23 protein-coding genes are annotated in these 20,516 nt (G+C 67.9%); 10 read left to right on the top strand and 13 right to left on the bottom strand.

Annotated features, from left to right (window positions below):
* Positions 1-87 precede the first annotated feature (87 nt).
* Both EV644_RS16310 and EV644_RS16305 read left to right on the top strand, forming a co-directional pair.
* Complete coding sequence (locus tag EV644_RS16310) at positions 88-720, top strand: DUF47 domain-containing protein (protein WP_132189123.1); 633 nt, start codon at positions 88-90, stop codon at positions 718-720.
* Between the two features lie 2 nt (positions 721-722).
* Positions 723-1,721 (top strand): inorganic phosphate transporter, encoded by a 999-nt coding sequence (locus EV644_RS16305; protein WP_132189122.1) that lies wholly within the window; start codon positions 723-725, stop codon positions 1,719-1,721.
* 171 nt (positions 1,722-1,892) lie between these two features.
* Here the strand turns inward: EV644_RS16305 and EV644_RS16300 are convergent, their stop codons facing one another.
* Together EV644_RS16300 and EV644_RS16295 are read right to left on the bottom strand one after the other, a co-directional pair.
* On the bottom strand, positions 1,893-2,417 hold the full coding sequence (locus tag EV644_RS16300; RefSeq protein ID WP_132189121.1) for a hypothetical protein: 525 nt from the start codon (positions 2,415-2,417) through the stop codon (positions 1,893-1,895).
* A 192-nt stretch (positions 2,418-2,609) separates the two neighbouring features.
* Positions 2,610-3,359 carry a lysophospholipid acyltransferase family protein gene (locus EV644_RS16295; protein ID WP_132189120.1) on the bottom strand — a complete coding sequence of 250 codons (750 nt, stop codon included), beginning with the start codon at positions 3,357-3,359 and terminating at the stop codon, positions 2,610-2,612.
* 246 nt (positions 3,360-3,605) lie between these two features.
* Here EV644_RS16295 and thiC point away from each other — a divergent pair, with 246 nt between their 5' ends.
* The 5 genes from thiC to EV644_RS16270 all read left to right on the top strand — a co-directional run bounded on the left by thiC (position 3,606) and on the right by EV644_RS16270 (position 7,610).
* Positions 3,606-5,234 (top strand): phosphomethylpyrimidine synthase ThiC, encoded by a 1,629-nt coding sequence (gene thiC / locus EV644_RS16290; protein WP_132189119.1) that lies wholly within the window; start codon positions 3,606-3,608, stop codon positions 5,232-5,234.
* Between the two features lie 70 nt (positions 5,235-5,304).
* Complete coding sequence (locus tag EV644_RS48280; RefSeq protein ID WP_500789594.1) at positions 5,305-5,715, top strand: DUF8738 domain-containing protein; 411 nt, start codon at positions 5,305-5,307, stop codon at positions 5,713-5,715.
* A 25-nt stretch (positions 5,716-5,740) separates the two neighbouring features.
* Positions 5,741-6,235 (top strand): hypothetical protein, encoded by a 495-nt coding sequence (locus tag EV644_RS44555; RefSeq protein WP_158292841.1) that lies wholly within the window; start codon positions 5,741-5,743, stop codon positions 6,233-6,235.
* A 269-nt stretch (positions 6,236-6,504) separates the two neighbouring features.
* Complete coding sequence (locus EV644_RS16275; protein ID WP_241998226.1) at positions 6,505-7,059, top strand: helix-turn-helix domain-containing protein; 555 nt, start codon at positions 6,505-6,507, stop codon at positions 7,057-7,059.
* The gene (locus tag EV644_RS16270) at positions 7,056-7,610 is read left to right on the top strand and encodes a hypothetical protein (protein WP_132189116.1); all 555 of its coding nucleotides are present in this window, start codon (positions 7,056-7,058) and stop codon (positions 7,608-7,610) included. The genes EV644_RS16275 and EV644_RS16270 overlap by 4 nt, the downstream gene beginning before the upstream one ends.
* A gap of 41 nt (positions 7,611-7,651) precedes the next feature.
* On the opposite strand, the gene EV644_RS16265 is transcribed toward EV644_RS16270, so the two are convergent.
* Both EV644_RS16265 and EV644_RS16260 read right to left on the bottom strand, forming a co-directional pair.
* Positions 7,652-8,311, bottom strand: a complete 660-nt coding sequence (locus EV644_RS16265; RefSeq protein ID WP_241998224.1) for an RDD family protein — start codon at positions 8,309-8,311, stop codon at positions 7,652-7,654.
* Between the two features lie 126 nt (positions 8,312-8,437).
* Entirely contained in the window at positions 8,438-9,217 is a 780-nt protein-coding gene (locus EV644_RS16260) for an RDD family protein (RefSeq protein WP_132189115.1), read from the bottom strand.
* 112 nt (positions 9,218-9,329) lie between these two features.
* On the opposite strand from EV644_RS16260, the gene EV644_RS16255 reads away from it, so the two are divergent.
* Positions 9,330-9,776 (top strand): DUF2752 domain-containing protein, encoded by a 447-nt coding sequence (locus EV644_RS16255; RefSeq protein ID WP_241998221.1) that lies wholly within the window; start codon positions 9,330-9,332, stop codon positions 9,774-9,776.
* A gap of 25 nt (positions 9,777-9,801) precedes the next feature.
* Here the strand turns inward: EV644_RS16255 and EV644_RS45345 are convergent, their stop codons facing one another.
* Complete coding sequence (locus EV644_RS45345) at positions 9,802-10,002, bottom strand: hypothetical protein (protein WP_199239851.1); 201 nt, start codon at positions 10,000-10,002, stop codon at positions 9,802-9,804.
* A gap of 117 nt (positions 10,003-10,119) precedes the next feature.
* Here EV644_RS45345 and EV644_RS45340 point away from each other — a divergent pair, with 117 nt between their 5' ends.
* On the top strand, positions 10,120-10,533 hold the full coding sequence (locus EV644_RS45340) for a hypothetical protein (RefSeq protein WP_199239850.1): 414 nt from the start codon (positions 10,120-10,122) through the stop codon (positions 10,531-10,533).
* A 114-nt stretch (positions 10,534-10,647) separates the two neighbouring features.
* On the opposite strand, the gene pstB is transcribed toward EV644_RS45340, so the two are convergent.
* The 7 genes from pstB to EV644_RS16215 all read right to left on the bottom strand — a co-directional run bounded on the left by pstB (position 10,648) and on the right by EV644_RS16215 (position 18,694).
* Positions 10,648-11,424, bottom strand: coding sequence for a phosphate ABC transporter ATP-binding protein PstB (gene pstB / locus EV644_RS16245; protein ID WP_132189114.1), 777 nt, complete (start codon positions 11,422-11,424; stop codon positions 10,648-10,650).
* A 20-nt stretch (positions 11,425-11,444) separates the two neighbouring features.
* Positions 11,445-12,365 carry a phosphate ABC transporter permease PstA gene (pstA, locus tag EV644_RS16240; protein WP_132189113.1) on the bottom strand — a complete coding sequence of 307 codons (921 nt, stop codon included), beginning with the start codon at positions 12,363-12,365 and terminating at the stop codon, positions 11,445-11,447.
* Positions 12,362-13,426, bottom strand: a complete 1,065-nt coding sequence (pstC, locus tag EV644_RS16235; protein WP_132189112.1) for a phosphate ABC transporter permease subunit PstC — start codon at positions 13,424-13,426, stop codon at positions 12,362-12,364. Before pstC ends, pstA begins: the two co-directional genes overlap by 4 nt.
* 122 nt (positions 13,427-13,548) lie before the next feature.
* A complete protein-coding gene (pstS, locus tag EV644_RS16230) occupies positions 13,549-14,682 on the bottom strand; it encodes a phosphate ABC transporter substrate-binding protein PstS (RefSeq protein WP_132189111.1) in 1,134 nt (377 codons plus the stop codon).
* Between the two features lie 295 nt (positions 14,683-14,977).
* The gene (locus EV644_RS16225; RefSeq protein WP_132189110.1) at positions 14,978-15,451 is read right to left on the bottom strand and encodes a bifunctional nuclease family protein; all 474 of its coding nucleotides are present in this window, start codon (positions 15,449-15,451) and stop codon (positions 14,978-14,980) included.
* Positions 15,452-15,642: 191 nt separating this feature from the next.
* Positions 15,643-16,524, bottom strand: a complete 882-nt coding sequence (locus EV644_RS16220) for an NUDIX hydrolase (RefSeq protein WP_132189109.1) — start codon at positions 16,522-16,524, stop codon at positions 15,643-15,645.
* Between the two features lie 10 nt (positions 16,525-16,534).
* The gene (locus tag EV644_RS16215) at positions 16,535-18,694 is read right to left on the bottom strand and encodes an RNA degradosome polyphosphate kinase (RefSeq protein WP_132189108.1); all 2,160 of its coding nucleotides are present in this window, start codon (positions 18,692-18,694) and stop codon (positions 16,535-16,537) included.
* Between the two features lie 67 nt (positions 18,695-18,761).
* Here EV644_RS16215 and EV644_RS16210 point away from each other — a divergent pair, with 67 nt between their 5' ends.
* Positions 18,762-19,835 carry an alpha/beta hydrolase gene (locus EV644_RS16210; protein ID WP_241998220.1) on the top strand — a complete coding sequence of 358 codons (1,074 nt, stop codon included), beginning with the start codon at positions 18,762-18,764 and terminating at the stop codon, positions 19,833-19,835.
* Here EV644_RS16210 and EV644_RS16205 read toward each other — a convergent pair whose 3' ends face one another.
* Positions 19,836-20,354 (bottom strand): PKD domain-containing protein, encoded by a 519-nt coding sequence (locus EV644_RS16205; protein WP_132189107.1) that lies wholly within the window; start codon positions 20,352-20,354, stop codon positions 19,836-19,838. It lies immediately after the preceding gene.
* Positions 20,355-20,516: the final 162 nt, after the last annotated feature.

Genomic DNA, 20,516 nt, shown 5'->3' with positions numbered 1-20,516 from the left:
CGATACGTTGACAGGGCGGATGCTTCGTCAGGCGTCTGTTGCCCCTAGCATGTTCAAGGTTTGTCCCTCGTTCACCCGGAGCTTGAAGTGCCGTTACGTCTGCGTCCGAACGACCCGACGTTCTACGACCTTTTCACCGAGTCAGCCAACCACCTGGTCGACGGAGCCAGGATCCTGGCCGAGTTGCTGGGCAGCACGGCCGGCTCCGGCCTCTCGGCCAGCCACCAGATCGCCAAGCTGATGAAGGAAGCCGAGCACGCCGCCGACGAGACCACCCACTCGATCATCCGCCGGGTGAACTCGACCTTCGTGACGCCGTTCGACCGGGAGGACATCTACCGGCTGGCGTCCGATCTCGACGACGTGATGGACTTCATGGAGGAGGCGGTCGACAACGTCCACCTCTTCAACCTCACCAGCCTGCCGGCCGAGGTGGCCGAGCAGATCGAGGTGCTGCAGCGGATGGCCACGCTGACGGCCGAGACGATGCCCCGGCTGCGCACGATGAAGGACCTGGCCGAGTACTGGATCGAGATCAACCGGCTGGAGAACACCGGTGACGCCGTGCACCGCCGGATCATCGCCAAGATGTTCAGCGGTGAGTTCGACGCGCTGACGGTGATGAAGGTGAAGACCGTGGTCGACCTGCTGGAGGCCGCCATCGACGCCTTCGAGCGGGTTGCCAACACGGTCGAACAGATCGCCGTCAAGGAGAGCTGAGCGTGGAGCTCGCGCTCGTCATCGCGGTCGTCGTCATCGCGCTCGCGTTCGACTACACCAACGGCTTCCACGACGCCGCGAACGCCATCGCGACCTCGGTCTCGACCCGGGCGCTGACGCCGCGGGTCGCGTTGGCGATGGCGGCGGTGATGAACTTCCTCGGCGCCTTCCTGGGCACCGAGGTCGCCGAAACGGTCGGCAAGGGCATCATCAACATCCCGGACGGCCGGCACGGCCTGGTGGTCGTGATCGCCGCGCTGGTCGGTGCCATCACCTGGAACCTGATCACCTGGTACTTCGGACTGCCGTCGTCGTCCTCGCACGCCCTGATCGGCGGTCTGGTCGGCGCCGGGATCGCCTCCGCCAGCGTGGTGCTGTGGTCCGGCATCCTCGACAAGGTCGTCATCCCGATGGTGCTGTCGCCCGCGATCGGCTTCCTCGGCGCGTTCGCGCTGATGACGGGGATCCTGTGGGTCTTCCGGAACAGAAACCCGGGCAAGACCACCCGGGGTTTCCGGTTGTCACAGTCACTGTCCGCGGCCGCGATGGCACTCGGACACGGCCTGCAGGACGCGCAGAAGACGATGGGCGTGATCTTCCTGGCCCTGCTCACCACTGGTCACGTGGACCCGGACGACGGCATCCCGACCTGGGTCAAGATCGCCGCGGCGACCGCGATCTCGCTGGGCACCTACTCCGGCGGCTGGCGGATCATGCGGACCCTGGGCCGCCGGATCATCCACCTGGACCCGGCCCGCGGTTTCGCCTCGGAGGCGGTCGCCTCCACGGTGCTCTACGTGATGGCGATCGGACTGCACGCACCCGTCTCCACCACCCACACGATCACCTCCGCGGTGATGGGCACAGGGGCCACGAAGCGCCTGTCAGCGGTCCGCTGGGGCGTCGCGAAGGGCATCGTGATGGCGTGGGTCCTGACGATCCCGGCCGCGGGCCTGGTGGCCGCCGGCGTCTACGGCATCGCTCACCTGATCCTGGAATGACAGCGAGTGTCCCGTAAGCGATGTAACTTGACGCTATCGGCGCCCAGGCACGCACCTCGCGGCACTTGCCCAGCGCCCACGATGCTCCGCATCGAGGCCACTGCTCAAGCACCGCGATGCACGCACCTGGACACCGCTATCGTTCAAGCTACATCGCTTACGGGACACTAGTCAGCGGTTCCAGCGGCGGACGGCTTTGGCGACGTCCTTGGGGCGGAGCGTGCTGACGGAGTCCTGCCAGTTGCGGTAGAGGGAGTCGCCGAGCAAGGACAGGCTCAGGGTGGCCTGGGGGCGGACCGCCTTCACCCAGGTGGCGGCGGCCGCGTGGCCCTGCTGGAACAGCAGGTGGTTGGCGGTCGCCTCGATCCGGAGCTTGTGGTCGCCCCGCAGGTCGATCGTGGACCAGGCCTTCACGATCGCCGGGTCTCGCGCGGTCATCCTGGCCAGGTAGGTGAGCGGGCCGTGCCAGGACCCCCGGTTGCCGAAGCTGCCCAGGCTCTCCAGTGGGAACCAGCCGTTCTGGCAGCGTCTCCCGTTCACCGCGGACTCGATCTGGCGCGCCTGGTCGGGGGGCAGGTGTTCGGTCGACCAGCTCACGAAGTACACCCCGACGTCCGGGATCTCCTCTGCGACCTCACCCGGGATCGTCAGCGTCCCCGGCTCGAAGAGGTGCAGCTCCTCGTCAGATCCGTACAAGTTCTTCGTTCCCCCGCCCCACCTGATGACTGCCGGCCGACGGCGACTGCCGTCGGCCTGCGTCGAGAGGGGACCCCCCAGGTCCTGCATTCCGACACCAAAGAATCTTGGTACTCCTGGTGCCGCCCTCGGTCAAGGCCTTGTCCGGATGGCAGCTCCGTCCGCCTGACCGGTTCCCATCCGGTGCCCGGGCTACTCCTTGCGGCGTGCTGCCCGGTTCCGCAGCTCCTCCTGGTCGAGCCGCTCGGCGTCCTCGGGCGTCGGAGCGCCGCCCCCGTACGACGCGGGCAGCCACCAAGCGCCGGGTGGCTGCTCGGGATACGCGCGGATGGCCTCGTCGAGCAGGCCGGCCATGCTGGTCCGCAGCTGGGCGGTCGCCTCGGTCGCGTCGTCGCCCCGGCTCACCTTGATCGGTTCGCCGACGCTGATCGACACGTTCTGGTGCCGGGAGAAGTCGCGCGGGTGGTCCTTGGTCATCATCCGCTGGGTGCCCCACAGCACCATCGGGATCACCGGCACGCCGGTCGCGGCGGCCATCCGGACCGTCCCGGACTTGAACTCCTTCAGCTCGAACGACCGGCTGATGGTGGCTTCCGGGAACACCCCGATGATCTCGCCCTCCTTGAGGTACCGCAGCGCCTCGCGGTACGAGCCGGCGCCGGCGCCGCGGTCCACCGGGATGTGGTGCATGCCGCGCATCAGCGGGCCGGAGTACCGGTTGCGGAACAGCACCTCCTTGGCCATGAACCGCACCAGCCGCTTGCTCGGCTGCGCGCCGAACCCGCCGATCACGAAGTCGACGTAGCTGATGTGGTTCAGCGCGAGCACCGCGCCCCCGGACCGCGGGATGTGCTCCGTGCCCGTCATCCGGAACTTGAGGTCGAGCACCTTGAAGGCGGTCTTGGCGAAGCCGATGACCGGCGGATACAGGAGGTCGCGCATGACCTGACGCTACCGGGTCCGGCAACCCGCCACACCGTCCCGGAAGGTGACCCTCGCCGCTCCGCCGCTCACCAGCCGCCGCCGACGCGCGGATCCAGTACGCAGTACGCAATGGTTGTTAGGGTTTGCTGCGACAAGTTGATACCGCGGGAGCTCGCGCAGTAGCGGGCTGAGAGGGCGGCTGGGTGAACCGGCGCCGCCGACCGCCGAACCTGTCCGGGTAATTCCGGCGTAGGGAGCAGCATCGTGACAACTATCGACAACTCTGTCCGTCCGGTCGTCACCACTGGGCCGATCTCCGGTTCGGAGAAGATCTACTCGGGTGACCTGCGGGTTCCATCGAGGCGGGTGAATCTCACCAACGGGGAGCACCTCGACCTCTACGACACCTCCGGTCCGTACACGGACGCGACCGCCGAGATCGACGTACAGGCGGGGCTTCCCGCGGTACGGCGGGAGTGGCTCGCCGGGCGGGAGCCGTTGACCCAGCTGGCCCACGCGCGGGCCGGCACCATCACCGAGGAGATGCGGTACGTCGCCGTCCGGGAAGGCGTGGATCCGGAGTTCGTCCGCGCCGAGGTGGCGCGCGGCCGGGCGGTGATCCCGGCGAACCACCGGCACCCGGAGTCCGAGCCGATGATCATCGGGAAGAAGTTCCTGGTGAAGGTGAACGCGAACATCGGCAACTCGGCCGTCAGCAGTTCGGTCGAGGAGGAGGTGGAGAAGCTCGTCTGGGCCACTCGCTGGGGCGCGGACACCGTGATGGACCTGTCCACCGGCAAGAACATCCACGAGACCCGCGAGTGGATCCTGCGGAACTCGCCGGTGCCGATCGGTACCGTCCCGCTCTACCAGGCGCTCGAGAAGGTGAAGGGTGACCCGACCGAGCTGTCCTGGGAGGTCTACCGCGACACGGTGATAGAGCAGTGCGAGCAGGGCGTGGACTACATGACCGTGCACGCGGGCGTGCTGCTGCGGTACGTGCCCCTGACCGCCCAGCGGATCACCGGCATCGTCTCCCGCGGCGGCTCGATCATGGCCGCCTGGTGCCTCGCGCACCACCAGGAATCCTTCCTGTTCACGCATTTCGCCGAGCTCTGCGAGATTCTCCGCCAGTACGACGTGACGTTCTCCCTGGGCGACGGGCTTCGTCCGGGCTGCATCGCCGACGCCAACGACTCAGCCCAGTTCGCCGAGCTCCGCACGCTGGGGGAGTTGACCAAGATCGCCTGGGAGCACGACGTCCAGGTGATGATCGAAGGGCCCGGGCACGTCCCGATGCACAAGATCGCCGAGAACGTGCGGCTCGAGGAGGAGCTCTGCGGCGAGGCGCCGTTCTACACGTTGGGGCCGTTGGCAACTGACGTGGCGCCGGCCTACGACCACATCACCAGCGCGATCGGCGCCGCCCAGATCGGCTGGCTCGGGACGGCGATGCTCTGCTACGTGACGCCCAAGGAACACCTCGGGCTGCCGGACCGCGACGACGTGAAGACCGGGGTGATCACCTACAGGATCGCGGCCCACGCGGCCGATCTGGCCAAGGGACACCCGGGTGCGCAGGACTGGGACGACGCGTTGTCGCGAGCGCGGTTCGAGTTCCGCTGGGAGGACCAGTTCAACCTGTCGCTGGATCCGGACACGGCCCGGTCCTTCCACGACGAGACGCTGCCGGCCGAACCCGCCAAGACGGCGCACTTCTGCTCGATGTGCGGGCCGAAGTTCTGCTCGATGCGGATCACCGCCGACATCCGCAAGTACGCGGAGGAGAACGGCCTGGACTCGGCCGAAGCGATCGAGGCAGGCTTCGCGGAGATGTCCGACACCTTCAAGGCCAACAACTCGCAGGTCTATCTGCCGGTCACCCCGGCCTGACGAAATCCGGCGGACAGGCCGGGGTGGACAACCCCCTCGGCCTGTCCGCCGTCTCTACGATGAGAGGTAGGTGATCGCTGTGCGCCTTGTTGCCGTGGTATTCGTCGGTGTCGCATTGCTGCTCTTCGGCTGTGGCGCTGAAGCGGATCCGCCTTCTGGACGGGAGTCCTCTGTGAGCCCATCGACGCAACCAACCAGCCCGAGTACGCCTTCTGGAGGACCCGTAGAGCAGGCGAAGTCCGATCTGGCCGACCGCTTGGGCCTCTCCGCGGAGGAGATCACGGTGGTCAGCTCCGCGGAAGTGACCTGGCGAGATTCCGCGCTCGGTTGCCCCGAGCCCGGCATGCACTACGCCCAGGTCCTCACGGACGGAAGCCGGATCGTGCTGGCTGCGGGCGGCAAGCAGTACCACTACCACTCTGGTGGACAGCGGGCCCCGTTCCTGTGCGAGAACCCGCAACCGCCGCTGCCAACCAACTAGTCACACCGTGCCTGATGATGGGCGCATGGAAGACGAGCTTCGCGCGGCGCTGCACCGGTACGACGAGGCCGGGGGCCTCGAGCGCCCGACCGGGTACGACCATGCCGTGGTCCGGGCCGCCTTCGATGTCCTGGTGGAACGGCTGGATGCCGAGTTCGGCACCAGCTGCCGGGTCGATCGTCAGATCGAGGGCGCCAGCCTGCACGGCCGGATCGAGATCCCGGTCGAGGCGGTTCGCGGACGCGCGCAGCTCGTCGTCTCGGTGAGCAACTTCGGCTCGATGGCGGTGGTCTCCGCCGAGAACCCCGGCGCCTACCTCGATCTGGCCGAGGCGCTGGCCGACCACGCTGCCGCTAGCGCGGATCTGCAAGCTGTGCAAGGGATTCTGGCCGGGCTCGGCTATCTGGTGATCCCCGAGGAACTGCTGACCCGCTCGTATGACGGCATCAGCGACCTGGCCTCGCACTACCCGCCCGACCAGGCGCCCGACTGGTGGATCCGCTTCTTCGACTACCTCTGAGCGGGAATCGGTCCGACTGTTGTAGAGGCCCGGACGTCCTGACTCCGCGGAGGACCACCGGTGAGTCGGGGCGCGGGATGGGGCGGGATCAGCGGAGAATTGGGGGATCGGCGTCGCGACAGAACGATCACCCTCCGTGATCGCGCGACCCGGTTCAGGTTTTTTCCTTCACTCTACGTGAATAAGATTGTAGCCTTAATCATGCTTTGGGAAGGAGGTGCAGGGCGATGGTCTTCGTTCTCACGGTAGATCAGCGGGGCAGCCGGAGCATGACCGATCTCGTACCCGAGCTACTGAATTCGCTCAACCGGCGGCCGCGACGTAGCGGGTTGCTGCGCAGGTTCGAGCGCACCGCGGGCGACGAGGTGCAGGGTGTGCTGTCCGATGCGCGCGCCACCATCGACGTGATCGTCCAGCTGCTCCGGATGGACACCTGGTACATCGGGCTCGGCATCGGCGACGTCGCCGAGCCACTGCCCCGCAGTACCAGGGCAGGTAGCGGCGAGGCGTTCGTGTCCGCGCGGGAGGCGGTCAACCGGGCCAAGTCGAGCCCGCACCACATCAACGTGATCGGGCAGAACGCGCGCGGAGCCGAGCAGGTCGAGACCGTGCTCTGGCTGATGGCCTCCGTACTGCGACGTCGGAGCGACCGCGGCTGGGCAGTGGCGGATCTCCTGGCTGAAGGACTCAGCCGGCGCGAGATCGGCGTGAAGCTCGGCATCAGCCAGTCCGCGGTGACCCAGCGGGCCCAGGCGGCCGGGGTCGTGGAGGAACAGCGTGGCCGCGTGCTCGCGATCGAGCTCCTCGAGTCGGCGGCTGCATGACGGCGATCGTCCTGTCGTTGACAGCGACCGGGTTGATCCTCGCCGTCCTGGCGTGGCTGCCGAGGTCGGGGTCCACTCTTCAGATCGTGGTCAGCGGGTTGATGCTGGCCTGCCTGTTCACCGTCGGCATCCTGCTGCTGGCAGGTGATGGGGTCGCGGGCTGGCGCGAGGCCTGGTGGAACATCCTGCTGCTGGTGGCAGGTGCCTTCGCTGTCGCGGGTGGCGGGCCACTGACGACGTCTGTGCTCGCGTTGGTGGACCGCGGGAACACCCGGTCGCAGTCGACCCAGCAGGCCGGTGAGGTACTGCGGGGCGGTGCCTTGATCGGTTCGCTCGAGCGGATGGCCATCTTCGCGTCGATCGTGGCCGGGTGGCCTGAGGGGGTAGCGGTCGTGCTGGCGATCAAGGGACTCGCCCGGTACCCGGAACTGCGCAGTCCGGATCAGCCGGCGTCGGTGACGCCGCAGGCGGTGGCGGAACGCTTCATCATCGGCACCTTCACCAGCGTGCTCTGGTCCGTCACCTGCGCCGGCCTGCTGCTGTCCCACTGACCCGCGCCCGAGCCCGCTGGGCGGGCTCGGGCTCCTCTGGGCTAGAGCTTGATGACGAGGTCGGAGACGACCTTGTCGTGCCAGGTCTGCTGCTTCTGGTCCCAGAGCGGCCAGAGCGCGTTCAGGAAGCAGAGGTAGCTGAAGAGGATGGAGCAGAACTCGCGGCCGAACGTGCGGCCGATGCCGATCGTCTCGCCGGTCGACTCGGAGACGATCTTCAGCCCGGTGACCTTCTTGCCGAACGACTGCCCGGTCCTGCCCTGCTTGATCACCCGGTTCCAGAACGCGATCAGTACGGCGAGCAGGTAGCTGAGGCCGATCACGGCACCGCCGGCGCTACTGCGACCGCCGGACGTCGTCCCGCTGGAGAGCGCCACGCCTGCGATCAGGCCGACGCCGATCGGGACCATCGGAAGTACGGAGTCGAGAAGAGAGGCACCCACCCGGATCGGCCAGCTGGCCAGCTGACCGGGCGGTGCATAGCCGTAGCCGAAGCCACCGGACGGGCTGTAGGGCGCGTAGCCCTGCTGGGTCGGGTTGTTCGGCTGCACGCCGAAGCTCCCCGGCTGCCCAGGCGGAAGCTGGCCAGGCTGTCCCGGCTGTCCCGGCGGGAACTGCCCTGGCTGGCCGTACGGTCCGGGCTGGGTCGGGTACTGCGGGGGCTGGCCGGGGATGTGCGGGCCTTGGGGAGGGGTGGTCACTGGAATCCTTTCTGGGCGCTCCGGATCCGTGGGCACGAGTATCGCGGACCGGGGGCGGCGTACCGGGCGCCGCGGCCTGGAACGGCCACGGCGTCCGGGTGTCGCGGGATGTCGCCGGGGGTGTGGTCAGAGCTTGACGGAGTAGGTGTTGTTGAGCTTGTCCGCGAAGGTCTGCTTCTTCTCGTCCCACAGCGGCCACAGGTAGCCCAGGTAGCAGGGCAGGCCGTCCAGGATGTGGGTGATGTCGCGCAGCGCGGCCTTGCCCGGGCCGACCTGCTGACCGGTGTCTGCCGAGACCAGCTTCAGGCCCAGCGCCTTCTTGCCCCAGCTCTGGCCGGTGTTGCCCTGCAGGATGACCCGGTTGTAGACCCACAGCCCGATGGAGACCAGGCTGAGCAGGAGCGACAGGATGCTGCCGGTGCCGTCGTCGCCCAGCGCGTTACCGATCGAGCTGGGCAGACCGATGATGATGATGTCGATCAGGAACGCGCCCACCCGGACCGGCCAGGTGGCGAGGTTGCCGGCCGCCTGACCGTAGCCACCGTAGGGCTGCTGCGCGTACGCCGCATACGGCTGCTGGCCGTACGCCTGCTGCCCGTAGCCCGGCTGCTGGGGCTGCTGCGCGTATTGCCCTGGCAGCTGGCCGCCGTACTGGCCCGGCTGGCCGTACTGCCCGGGCTGCTGGGCCCCGTACTGGGCAGGCTGACCATATTGGCCCGGCTGGCCGGGTTGTCCGGGCTGCTGACCGTAGGGCTGCTGGTCGTAGCTCGGCTGGCCGTAGCCCGGCTGCTGGGGCTGCTGGCCGTACTGGTCCGGGTGCTGCCCGTACTGCGCTGGCGGCCCGTATTGACCCGGCTGGTTCGAGTCTTGCGGGCGGTGACCCGGCGGTGGCGCAGGAGTGCTCACGACGATCCCTTCTAGATGCAGGTGAGGAGTGGCTTGCAGGCTAGTGCTCGGACGGTTCAGCCGGCCCTGGGATCCCGTGAACTTGCCTGGGGCAGGGGTTACCTTGGTAGGCGTGACCCTGACGCCAGAAGGTATCGTCCTCCGCCCGACCGGTCCGGTGGAGCCGCTCGATCGGCGCGTGCTGGGCCTTGCCGCTGTCGGCGTCGGTGGGTTCGGCCTGGCGGCGATCTACCAGCTCTCCGGCGACCGGCACCTCGGCATACCTTGCCTGTTGCACGCCACGACCGGGCTGAACTGTCCACTCTGTGGATCGACCCGGATGGCTGCGGCGTTGCTACGTGGCGATCTGGACGCCGCCTGGCACTTCAACCCGGTCGTGCTGGTGCTCGGCCCGCTGATCGGCGTTGCCATCGGCTACCAATTGCTTGCCTATGGCCTCGAACGGGTCCGCTGGGTCAAGCTGCCGAGGATCCGGCTGAGCGCACGGGTCGTCGACTGGTCGATCAAGGCCCTGATCGTGCTGCTGCTCGTGTACGGCGTCGCCCGCAACCTGAACTGACGGACGACGCCGCGCGGAGCGGCTGTCAGTTCAGGTCGCCGGCCAGGCCGGTGGCGTACCCGATGATGCCCAGGATCAGGAAGACGATGCCGCCGATCCAGGCGACCTTCGCCAGCGTGTCCGGCCGGCCCTGCTGCCGGAACTTGCTCTGGGCAAACAATCCCAGGCCGATCGCGGCCGGGGAGCAGCAGAACCAGCAGACGATGCCGATGATGGCGAGCACCATCGGGGTGTTGTTCTGCGGAGCCTGCGCATTGCCGTAGCCGTAGCCGCCGGGCTGACCGGGGTAGGCACCCGGCTGCCCCGGGTACGCGCCCGACGCCCCGTAAGGCTGCTGGCCGTATTGCCCCGGCTGACCGGGCTGCTGCCCGTACTGACCAGGCTGCTGTCCGTACTGGCCCGGTTGCCCCGGCTGTCCGTACTGGCCGGGCTGCTGGCCGTACTGCCCTGGCTGTCCGTACTGGCCGGGCTGGCCCGGGTACTGCCCGGGCTGACCAGGCTGGCCGTACTGGCCGGGGTTTGTGTACGGATCCTGCTGACCGCCGTACTGACCAGGCTGGCCCGGCTGCTGGCCGTACTGCCCCGGTTGGCCCGGCTGCTCGCCGTACTGGCCGGGCTGCTGTTCGCCGTACTGGCCGGGTTGACCGGGCTGCCGCTCGCCGTACTGGCCCGGCTCGGCCGGCGTATCGTCAGGCCGGTTCGGGTCGTTCGGGTCATCGCCCGGAGGCGTCGGAGTGCTCACCACGGTCCCTTCTGAGAACGTCGAGGAATCACCGAAGGCTATCTTTCCAACGGTCCTCCGGTCACGCCGCACGCGCCAGGGTCCCGTGTAACGGACACGGGGACCCCGGCGCGGTGACGGAGTACGGGATCAGCCGAAGCGGCCGGTGATGTAGTCCTCGGTGGCCTTCTCGTTCGGGTTCGAGAAGATCTGCTTGGTCGGGCCCATCTCGATCAGCCGGCCGGGCTTGCCGGTGGCCGCGAGGTTGAAGAAGGCGGTCTGGTCGGAGACGCGGGCCGCCTGCTGCATGTTGTGGGTCACGATGACGACGGTGAACCGGTCCTTCAGCTTCTCGATCAGGTCCTCGATCGCCAGCGTGGAGATCGGGTCCAGGGCCGAGCAGGGCTCGTCCATCAGGATCACCTCGGGCTCCACCGCGATGGCCCGGGCGATGCAGAGCCGTTGCTGCTGGCCACCGGACAGGCCGGCGCCGGGCTTGTCGAGGCGGTCCTTCACCTCGGTCCACAGGTTCGCGCCGTGCAGGGACCGCTCGACGACCTCGGTCAGCTTCTTCTTGTCCTTGACCCCGTTCAGCTTCAGGCCGGACGCGACGTTGTCGAAGATCGACATGGTCGGGAACGGGTTCGGCCGCTGGAACACCATGCCGACCACCCGGCGGACCGCGACCGGGTCGATGCCCGGCGCGTACAGGTCCTGGTCGTCGAGCACGACCTTGCCCTCCACCCGGGCGCCTGGGATCACCTCGTGCATCCGGTTCAGGGTGCGCAGGTAGGTGGACTTGCCGCAGCCGGACGGGCCGATGAACGCGGTGACCGAGCGGGGCTCGATCGTCATCGACACATCCTCGACGGCCTTGAAGTCGCCGTAGTAGACGTTGAGGCCGCTGACCTCGATGCGCTTAGCCATATCGACTCAGAACCTCTCGACTATTTGGACTTGATGGTGCTGAACCGCGCGATCAGGCGGGCCAGCAGGTTGAGCAGCAGGACGAGCAGGATGAGGGTCAGTGCCGCCGCCCAGACCCGGTCCGCGGCCGGCTCCAGGGCGAGCTCGGTGCGGTCCTGGTTGATCATCGTGGGCAGCGCGCCCATGAACCCGTCGAACGGGTTCAGGTTGATGTTCTTGGAGTAGCCGACCAGGATCAGCAGCGGCGCGGTTTCGCCCATCACCCGGGCCAGGCCGAGCATGACGCCGGTGATGATGCCGCCGAAGGCCGTCGGCACGACCACCTTGAGAATCGTCTTCCACTTCGGCACCCCGAGCGCGTACGACGCTTCGCGCAGCTCGTCCGGGACCAGCTTCAGCATCTCCTCGGTGGAGCGCAGCACGACCGGCAGCATCAGCAGCACCAGGGACAGCGACACCGCGAACCCGACCCGGTTGAACCCGAGCACGGTGATCCAGACGGCGTAGATGAACAGCGCCGCGACGATCGAGGGGACACCGGTGAGGATGTCGATCATGAAGCTGACCACCTTGGCGGCCTTGGTGCCCTTGCCGTACTCGACCAGGTAGACGGCTCCCATGATGGCGATCGGCACCGCGATCGCCGCGCAGATCAGGGACATGATCAGCGTGCCCATGATCGCGTGGTACGCGCCGCCGCCGACCCGCCGTACGGTGATCCCGCGTTGCGACTGGCTCCACCAGTTCGCGTCCAGCAGCAGGCTGTAGCCCTTGCTGATCACGGTCCACAGGATCCACAGCAGCGGGATCAGGGCGATCAGGAAGCACAGCACGATCAGCACGGTGGCCAGCGTGTTCCGGAACGCGCGGGCGCCGGACTTGCCGGTCAGGTCGAGCGACTTACCGTCGTACGCCGGACGGTTCGCGGCGAGGGTGGTCACGGAGTGGCTCCTTCGGTCTGCGCGGCCTTGTCGCCGATACGGCGGTTCTTGCGCGGGCGCCTACCGCCCGGGCCGCTGCGCGCGACGATGATGCGGGCGGCGGAGTTGACCAGGAAGGTCACCACGAACAGGACCAGGCCGGCCGCGATGTACGCGCCGGTCTTCTCCGGGGAGTCGAACTCGGCGGCGTTGTTCGCGATCTTGGAGGCGAAGGTCTCGCCGCCGGCGAAGATGGACGAGTTCCACGGGTCGTTGCCGTTCGGTACCGACAGGATGATCAGCACTGCGACGGTCTCGCCGAGCGCACGGCCGAGGCCGAGCATCGAGGCGCTGACCACGCCGGAGCGGCCGTACGGCAGCACCGCCATCCGGATCATCTCCCAGCGGGTCGCGCCGAGCGCCAGCGCGCCCTCGCGGTGCGCGACCGGTGTCTGGGCGAAGATCTCCCGGCTGATCGCCGTGACGACCGGCAGGATCATGATCGCCAGCACGACCGAGGCGGTGAACACGACGCCGAGGTTGTCGGTGGCAGGCTTCTCGAAGATCGGGATCCAGCCGAGGGCGGCGGCCAGGCCGTTGATCACCGGGCGCAGGATCGGGGCGAAGAACAGGATGCCCCACAGCCCGTAGATGATCGAGGGGACCGCCGCCAGCAGGTCGATCGCGTGCGCGACCGGCGCGGCGAGCCGCTTGGGCGAGTAGTAGGTGGTGAACAGGGCGACGCCGACCGCGATCGGGACCGCGATCACCATCGCGATGATCGAGCTGATCAGCGTCGTGTAGAAGAGGGCGGCGATGCCGAACCGCGGGTTGTCGCCACCCGGTTCCCAGATCCGGGAGAACAGGAAACTGCTGTTGTTGTCGGCCAGCGCGGGAATCGCCAGCGCGAGCAGGAAGACGCCGACGAAGGCGACGATCGCGACGACCAGGCCACCGGATCCACGGGCCAGGCCGGCGAACAGCCGGTCGCCGAGATGCCCGACCGGTCCGAGGTCCAGCTTCGGCCCTGGGGTGCGGTCGGTCGGCCGGTCGGGCGGTGCCGTGCCGTCTGTACTACTCATCGATGCTGCTCCAAGCGCCTGGTCGATGCGGGGTGTGGTGCCGGCGAACCGAAGCCCCGGCCGTCCGTTGGAAGGAACGCCCGGGGCTCACAGTTCGCCGTACTACGTTGTGCCGGTCGAGGTCAGCTGATCGCCTGGATGGCGGCGTCGACCTTGGTCCGGGTCTCTTCGGGCAGCGGCGCGTACTTCAGGTCGGTCAGCGAGGACTGGCCGTCGGCGCTGGCGAAGTAGCTCAGGAAGCTCTTGACCAGAGCGGTCTTCTCGGCCGGGAGGCCCTTGCTGCAGGCGATCTCGTAGGTGACCAGGATGATCGGGTAGGCACCCGGGGCCTTGGTCGCGTAGTCCAGCTTCAGGGCCAGGTCGCTGCCCGTCCCGGCCGGCTTGGCCGCGGCCAGCGCCTTGCCCGCGGAGTCGGCGGACAGCTCGACCGCGCCGGCGCCGGTGTCGACCTGCGCGACGCCCAGCTTGTTGTCGACCGCGTAGCTCCACTCGACATAGGTGATCGAGTTCTTGGTGCTCTTCACGCCCTCGGCGACACCGGCGGACTTCTCCTTGCCGGCACCCGTGCCGGTCCACTTCTTGGCCGGCTTACCGGTCCACGCACCGCCACCGGCGGCGGCGAGGTACTTGCTGAAGTTCTCGGTGGTGCCCGACTCGTCAGAGCGGAAGAAGACCGCGATCGGGGCCGACGGCAGCGTGACGCCCGGGTTGAGCTTGGCGATCTCCGGCGCGTTCCAGGTCTTGATGGTGCCCTGGAAGATCTTGGCGGCGGTCGGGCCGTCCAGGATCAGCTTGTCCAGACCGTCCACGTTGTACGCGATCGCGACCGGGCCGATCACCATCGGCAGGTTCAGTGCCGGGTTGCCGCCGCACCGCTTCGCGGCCGCGTCAGCCTCGGAGACGGCACCGTCGACACCCTCGGTCTTCAGCGCCGAGTCGGAGCCGGCGAAGTCCACCTGGCTGGCGTTGAACTGCTTGATGCCCGCACCGGAACCGGTCGGGTTGTAGTTCACCGTGACATCGGCGCACTTCTCGTTGTACTTGCTGATGACTTCCTCGATGGCGTTCTTCTGCGCCGAGGAGCCCTCGGCGTTCAGGGTGCCCTTCGGGCAGTCCCCGCCGGCGGCGGAAGAGGAGGAGCCACCGGGGCTCGAAGAGCCCGACGGCTCCGGGTCACTGCCACAGGCGCTCAGAGCGAGGACGCCGAGGGATGCCACGGCGACGGTGCCGACGCGGAGCAGGCGATTGACGGACACGAGAGTGTTGCCCTTCTGCGGGGATCAGACTTCTTGAACTTCCACAGACGGTAGGGAGACGAGGTGACCGGGTGGTCCGTCGCGGGTGAACGACCGGTGAACGGTTCCGGTAGCAATCGCGACGCTTGGCGTGCCGCCAGAAGGCCAGCAGGTGAACTGAGTTAGGCCCCGTGACGCTGCGTAGAGTAAAACGGACGTTGGATCACGTTCCGATATCGCCTCAGCGCAAAGTCAACCTGAGCGCCCGGATCCCCGATACCACGCGCGGCACACCGTAGTACGCCATGCTTTGCGGTCAGCTGGAGAAGTCTTCGGGGGCTACGCCGTCGAGGAACTGGCGGAACCGTTCGAGCTCGGCCTGCTCCTCCTCGGGGGTCGCCACGCCGGCTTCCTGGAGGACCTTCTCGGTGCAGCGGATCGGCGTACCGAGCCGGACCGCGAGGGCGACCGAGTCGCTCGGGCGGGCGGAGACGCGCGCGCCGTTGCCGAGCACGAGTTCGGCGTAGAAGACGGCGTCGCGCAGTTCGACGATCTCGACCGCCTCGACGGTGACGCCGAACGCCTCGATCAGGTCGCGCATCAGGTCGTGGGTGAGCGGTCTGGACGGACGCAGGCCCTGCTCCTCGTAGGCGATCGCGGTCGCCTCGACCGAGCCGATCGAGATCGGCAGGTAGCGGTAGCCCTCGGTCTCGCGCAGCATCATCACGGGCGCCCGGTTCGGCGACTCCATCCGGATCCCGATCAGAGTCAGTTCTCGCATCGTCGTCATGGTGCGCCCCGAACCTCTCCGTGACCAGCGCCCGGTGGGACGCCTCGATAGGAACATACCCGCAGGCATCCAGGTCATCCGGCAGCGCATGCGGCTGTTATCGGAACGTGGGATTGATTCACGCTCAACGGGGGTGTGGTCGCAGGCTGTTGGACAGCGGTGACGACGGGTCAACGGCCGGCGGCGACTATTCAGGGTGCGCCGAAGCGCTCCCGGATCACGCGGCCGTCGGCGAGGCGGTGGGCGACCATGAACGCGCTGGTGGCGTACTTCCCGACCGGCAGGCCGAGTGCCTCCGCAAGTGCCGGGAGGACCGGCCGGTGCGAGCAGATCAAGGTGACCTTGCCAGGTTTCCAGGCCTTCGCCGCCACCTTCTCCAGCGCCGACGGGTCCTTCGCATATCCGTGCTCGGAGATCTCCGAATGCAGATGGATCCGCCGCCCGATCGACGCGGCGTACGGCGTGACCGTGCTCACGCACCGCTCGGAATCGCTGCTGCGGATGCGGTTGACGCCGAGAGCGGCCAGTACTCCGGACAGCCGCTCGGCCGATGCGAGTCCCTCGTCGCTCAGCGGGCGGAGGATGTCCTTGCCGGACCATTCCTTGCGCCTGACCGCCTCCGCGTGCCGGAGTACGACCACGGTCGACTCGACCGGGAGTACCGCGTCCAGGCAGTTGAGGATGTCGACGTCGCGGGGATAGCTGAGCCGCTCCTGCGCCTTGGCGACGGGGAGCCACTCGAGCTTGTCGACCTCGTCGTTCGGCTCGAACTCCTGATCCGGACCGGCGAGCGAGGCAGCCCAGTAGTGCACGAGTTTCGGCGCCATGCCGCCGTTCTTGCGGACGTCGTACCGCTGAATGCCTAGCGGCGGGCCGAGGATCACCTGCTGGCTGGTCTCCTCCTCGATCTCCCGCTGGGCAGCGACCAGCACGTGCTCTCGCGGAGCCAGCTTGCCCTTCGGCAGGGACCAGTCGTCGTACCGCGGGCGGTGGACCAGCAGGACCTGCCGGCTGCCGGGGCTCTCGCGCCACACGACACCACCCGCGGCGATCACCGTCGCCGGGTTGCTCATGGAATCAACCCTAGGTAATCGGATCCGTGGTCCGGCGGCGGCCACGCGTGGCGATCAGGCGTTCCTGCAGATCGCGCAGCGGTTCACCGGCCGGGCTGGTCAACCGGGCCTGCCAGGTGTCGTCAGGGCGTAACCACCACGAGCCGGTGCCCTCGTCGAACCCGAGATCGAACAGGTCGCCCAGTTCGGTGACGTGGTCCTGCTCCTTCAGCTGGACGAGCACCTCGACCCGGCGGTCCAGGTTGCGGTGCATCAGGTCGGCGGACCCGATCCACACCTCCGGCTCACCACCGTTCTCGAACCAGAACACCCGGCTGTGCTCGAGGAACCGGCCGAGGATGCTGCGGACCCGGATGTTCTCGGACAACCCGGGGATGCCCGGCCGGATGGTGCAGATGCCGCGGATCCACAGCTCCACCGGTACGCCGGCCTGCGACGCGCGGTACAACGCGTCCGAGAGGGCTTCGTCGACCAGGCTGTTCACCTTGATCCGGACCCGCGCGGGACGACCCGCCAGGTGGTTCTCCACCTCGCGGTCGATCCGCTCGACCAGGCCCCGGCGTACGGACTGGGGGGCGACCAGCAGGCGGCGGTACCCGCTGCGGCGGGCGAAGCCGGACAGGTGGTTGAACAGGTGCGCGATGTCCTCGGTGACCACCTTGTCGCTGGTGAGCAGGCCGAGGTCCTCGTACAGCCGGGCGGTCTTCGGGTGGTAGTTGCCGGTGCCGATGTGGGCATAGCGTCTGAGGCCGTCAGGCTCCTCGCGGACCACCATCGAGAGCTTGCAGTGCGTCTTCAGCCCGATCACGCCGTACACGACGTGGCAGCCCGCGTGCTCGAGCTGGCGGGCCCACTTGATGTTCGCCTGCTCGTCGAAGCGGGCCTGGATCTCGACCAGGACCAGCACCTGCTTACCCGACTCGGCCGCGTCGATCAGCGCGTCCACGATCGGGGAGTCACCGCTGGTCCGGTACAGCGTCTGCTTGATCGCGAGCACGTGCGGATCGGCCGCGGCCTGCTCGATGAACCGCTGGACGCTCGTCGAGAACGAGTCGTACGGATGGTGCACCAGGACGTCGCGCTGCTTGAGCGCATGGAACAGGTCGGCGGGGTTGGCGGTCTCCACCTCGGCCAGGTGCGGGTGGGTCGACGGGACGAACCCGGGGTACTTCAGCTCCGCCCGGTCCAGCGCGGCGATCGCGAACAGCCCGCGCAGGTCCAGCGGACCCGGAAGCTCGAACACCTCGGCCTCGGTGACACCCAGCTCGGACAGCAGCAGCGCCTTGACCTTCGGGTCGATCGACTCCTCCACCTCGAGCCGGACCGGCGGGCCGAACTTGCGCCGCAGCAGCTCCTTCTCGAGCGCCGCGAGCAGATTCTCCGCGTCGTCCTCCTCGACCTCGAGGTCCTCGTTGCGGGTGACCCGGAAGGCGTGGTGCTGGGTCACCTCCATGCCGGGGAAGAGCTGGCCCAGGTGCGCGGCGATGACGTCCTCGAGCGGTACGAACCGGCCCTCGGCGACCTGGACGAACCGCTGCAGCAGCGGCGGCACCTTCACCCGGGCGAAGTGTTCGCCACCGGTGTCGGGGTTGCGGACCACCACGGCCAGGTTGAGCGACAGGCCGGAGATGTACGGGAACGGGTGCGACGGGTCGACCGCCAGCGGGGTCAGCACCGGGAAGACGCGGTCCTTGAAGAACTGCGTCATCTCCTCGCGCTCGGCGGTGTCCAGCTCGTCCCAGCGGAGGATGTCGATACCCTCCTCGACGAGCGCCGGCAGCACTTCCTTGCGCCAGGTCTCGGCCTGCCGGTCCATCAGCTCGCGGCTGCGGCTCAGGCTGCGGTCGAGCACCTCGCGCGGCAGCAGCCCACTGGCCGCCCGGACCGCCACGCCGGCCGCGATCCGCCGCTTCAGACCGGCGATCCGGACCATGAAGAACTCGTCCAGGTTGCTGGCGAAAATGGCCAGGAACGTGGCGCGCTCCAGCAGCGGGACCCGCTCGTTCTCGGCGAGCTCGAGCACCCGCTGGTTGAACGCCAGCCAGCTCAGCTCGCGGTCCGAGAACCGGTCCTCGGGGAGATCGCCGGCCTCCGCGATGTCGTACGGGGGCTCGACGTCGTACTCCCGGTTGTGCGACGCCAACAAGTCTCCAGCCACGCTGACCAGCATCCCACCCCCAGGTGAACGGGAGGTAGACCAAACGGCGAGCCGTTTGCAGTTGCTAGCGTCACTCCTTGTGAAGCGACGAGTGGACACGCTGCTGCGAACCGCCCTGGAGACGGTGCAGGGCAGTGCCCTGAAGCCGGTGACGGCCCTGCCTGCCGGCCTCCGGCGCCGCCTGGCCGGAGCCCCGATCCAGATCGACGGCAACGTCCTGGATCCTGATCTGCAACTCCTGCTCCGGCTCGAGGGTTTCTTGCCGGGCGCAAAGAAGCAGTCGGTCGAGACGGCCCGGGCGAACCTGGTGACCCTGTCCAAGCTGGTCGCCGGCCATCCGCCGGAGCTGCTACGCGTGACCGAGCTCACGGTCCGAGGCTCGGACGGCCAACTGGGGGCTCGTCTCTATGTGCCGCGCTCTGCTCCGACGTCCGGGGGCGGGCTGTTGGTGTTCTTCCACGGCGGCGGCTGGGTGGTTGGCGACCTGGACAGCCACGACGCCTACTGCCGCGACCTGGCGGAGGAGGCGGGGATCCGGGTCCTGTCGGTCGACTATCGCCTCGCTCCGGAGGCCGAGGCGCCCGTCGCGGCTGAGGACGCTATCGCGGCCTTCTCGTGGGCGGTCGAGCACGCCGAGGACCTCGGAGTCGATCCTGCGCTGGTGGGCGTCGGCGGTGACAGTTGCGGCGGCAACCTCTCCGCGATCGTCGCCCAGCAATGCGTACTTCACGGCCTCCCCGCGCCGGCTCTCCAGGTCCTGATCTACCCGGCCCTCGACCTCGTCGGTCGCCGCCCCAGCCGAGACCTCTTCGCCGAAGGGTTCTTCCTCACCGAGGAAGACATCATCTGGTACCGCGACCACTACACCCCGGACCCAGCCATCCGCTCCGACCCGATGGTCTCCCCGATCTTCACCGAAGACCTGACCGGCCTGGCCCCCGCCTACGTCGTGACCGCAGGCTTCGACCCCCTCCGAGACGAAGGCAACGAGTACGCCGCCCGCCTGGCCGCCGCCGGCGTCGAAGTCACCCACATCTGCGAACCAGGCCTGGTCCACGGCTTCGCCAACATCCTCGTCCTCCCCGGCGAAACCCAAGCCGCCCGAACCCGAATAACCACCCACATCCGCAACGCTCTCAACCCCAACGCTTAGTCAGCGCGGCGGGTCGACGAGAACTGGCACGGCTTCGCGAACAAGCAGCGGCGTCGCGGGCCCGGTGATGGGCACAGTCCCGTCGACGTACTGCCACCCGGTCCCAGCAACGTTGAACCGGGCCGCGTAGTTGGTGGTCACAGCCACACTGACCCCACCACGCTTCATGTACTTGTGAGTGATCTCCTTCGCCGGATACGGCTTCCCCGGCGAGGTGGTCGTCAACGTCGCCCCATCACCAAAGCTCCACGTATAACTCATCGGCGTGGCCTCAACCACCACCGGAAACCCCAGCAACGTGACCGTGGTGGCGGAAACCTTGCTGTCCTCCGTATAGACAATCGTGTCCAGATTCACCAACGTCCGCCCAGCCGGCTGAACCTTCACATTGAGCTTCGGAAACAACACATTCTTGTACTCACTGAGAATCTCCACCCACCGCACATCCTGCGGCTGCGGCATCCGAACCGCCACCACCCCAGGAGTAGGCGCCACCGGCGGATCAGCCTCGTACGGCATACACCGAGTAGGCCCCGGAATAGTCCCGTCCGGCCCCATCCGCCCACAGATCCCGATGTTCAGCTTGAGCTCGTCGATTGTCGAACGCGGCGAGTTTTCACGTCGCGGCGGCTGCCCAGCCCGTCCTGGAGTGTGGGCTGCGGCCGATTTGGTCGCCTTCGG

The organism is Kribbella orskensis (genome assembly GCF_004342085.1).
In the GTDB taxonomy this organism is placed as follows: domain Bacteria; phylum Actinomycetota; class Actinomycetes; order Propionibacteriales; family Kribbellaceae; genus Kribbella; species Kribbella orskensis.
The sequence above is the reverse complement of the archived record's forward strand: the minus strand, read 5'-3'. Positions and strand labels throughout refer to the sequence as shown.

Excerpts from the sequence above, each read along its gene's own strand:
- EV644_RS16295 (WP_132189120.1), bottom strand. The coding sequence starts at position 3,359 with ATGCGCGACCTCCTGTATCCGCCGGTCATCGGCTTCGCCAAGACCGCC.
- EV644_RS44555 (WP_158292841.1), top strand. The coding sequence starts at position 5,741 with ATGGAAGACGAGCTTCGCGCGGCGCTGCACCGGTACGACGAGGCCGGG.
- EV644_RS16275 (WP_241998226.1), top strand. The coding sequence starts at position 6,505 with ATGACCGATCTCGTACCCGAGCTACTGAATTCGCTCAACCGGCGGCCG.
- EV644_RS16270 (WP_132189116.1), top strand. The coding sequence starts at position 7,056 with ATGACGGCGATCGTCCTGTCGTTGACAGCGACCGGGTTGATCCTCGCC.
- EV644_RS45345 (WP_199239851.1), bottom strand. The coding sequence starts at position 10,002 with ATGGTGCTCGCCATCATCGGCATCGTCTGCTGGTTCTGCTGCTCCCCG.
- pstB (WP_132189114.1), bottom strand. The coding sequence starts at position 11,424 with ATGGCTAAGCGCATCGAGGTCAGCGGCCTCAACGTCTACTACGGCGAC.
- pstC (WP_132189112.1), bottom strand. The coding sequence starts at position 13,426 with ATGAGTAGTACAGACGGCACGGCACCGCCCGACCGGCCGACCGACCGC.
- EV644_RS16225 (WP_132189110.1), bottom strand. The coding sequence starts at position 15,451 with ATGACGACGATGCGAGAACTGACTCTGATCGGGATCCGGATGGAGTCG.
- EV644_RS16220 (WP_132189109.1), bottom strand. The coding sequence starts at position 16,524 with ATGAGCAACCCGGCGACGGTGATCGCCGCGGGTGGTGTCGTGTGGCGC.
- EV644_RS16215 (WP_132189108.1), bottom strand. The coding sequence starts at position 18,694 with ATGCTGGTCAGCGTGGCTGGAGACTTGTTGGCGTCGCACAACCGGGAG.
- EV644_RS16205 (WP_132189107.1), bottom strand. The coding sequence starts at position 20,354 with ATGCCGTACGAGGCTGATCCGCCGGTGGCGCCTACTCCTGGGGTGGTG.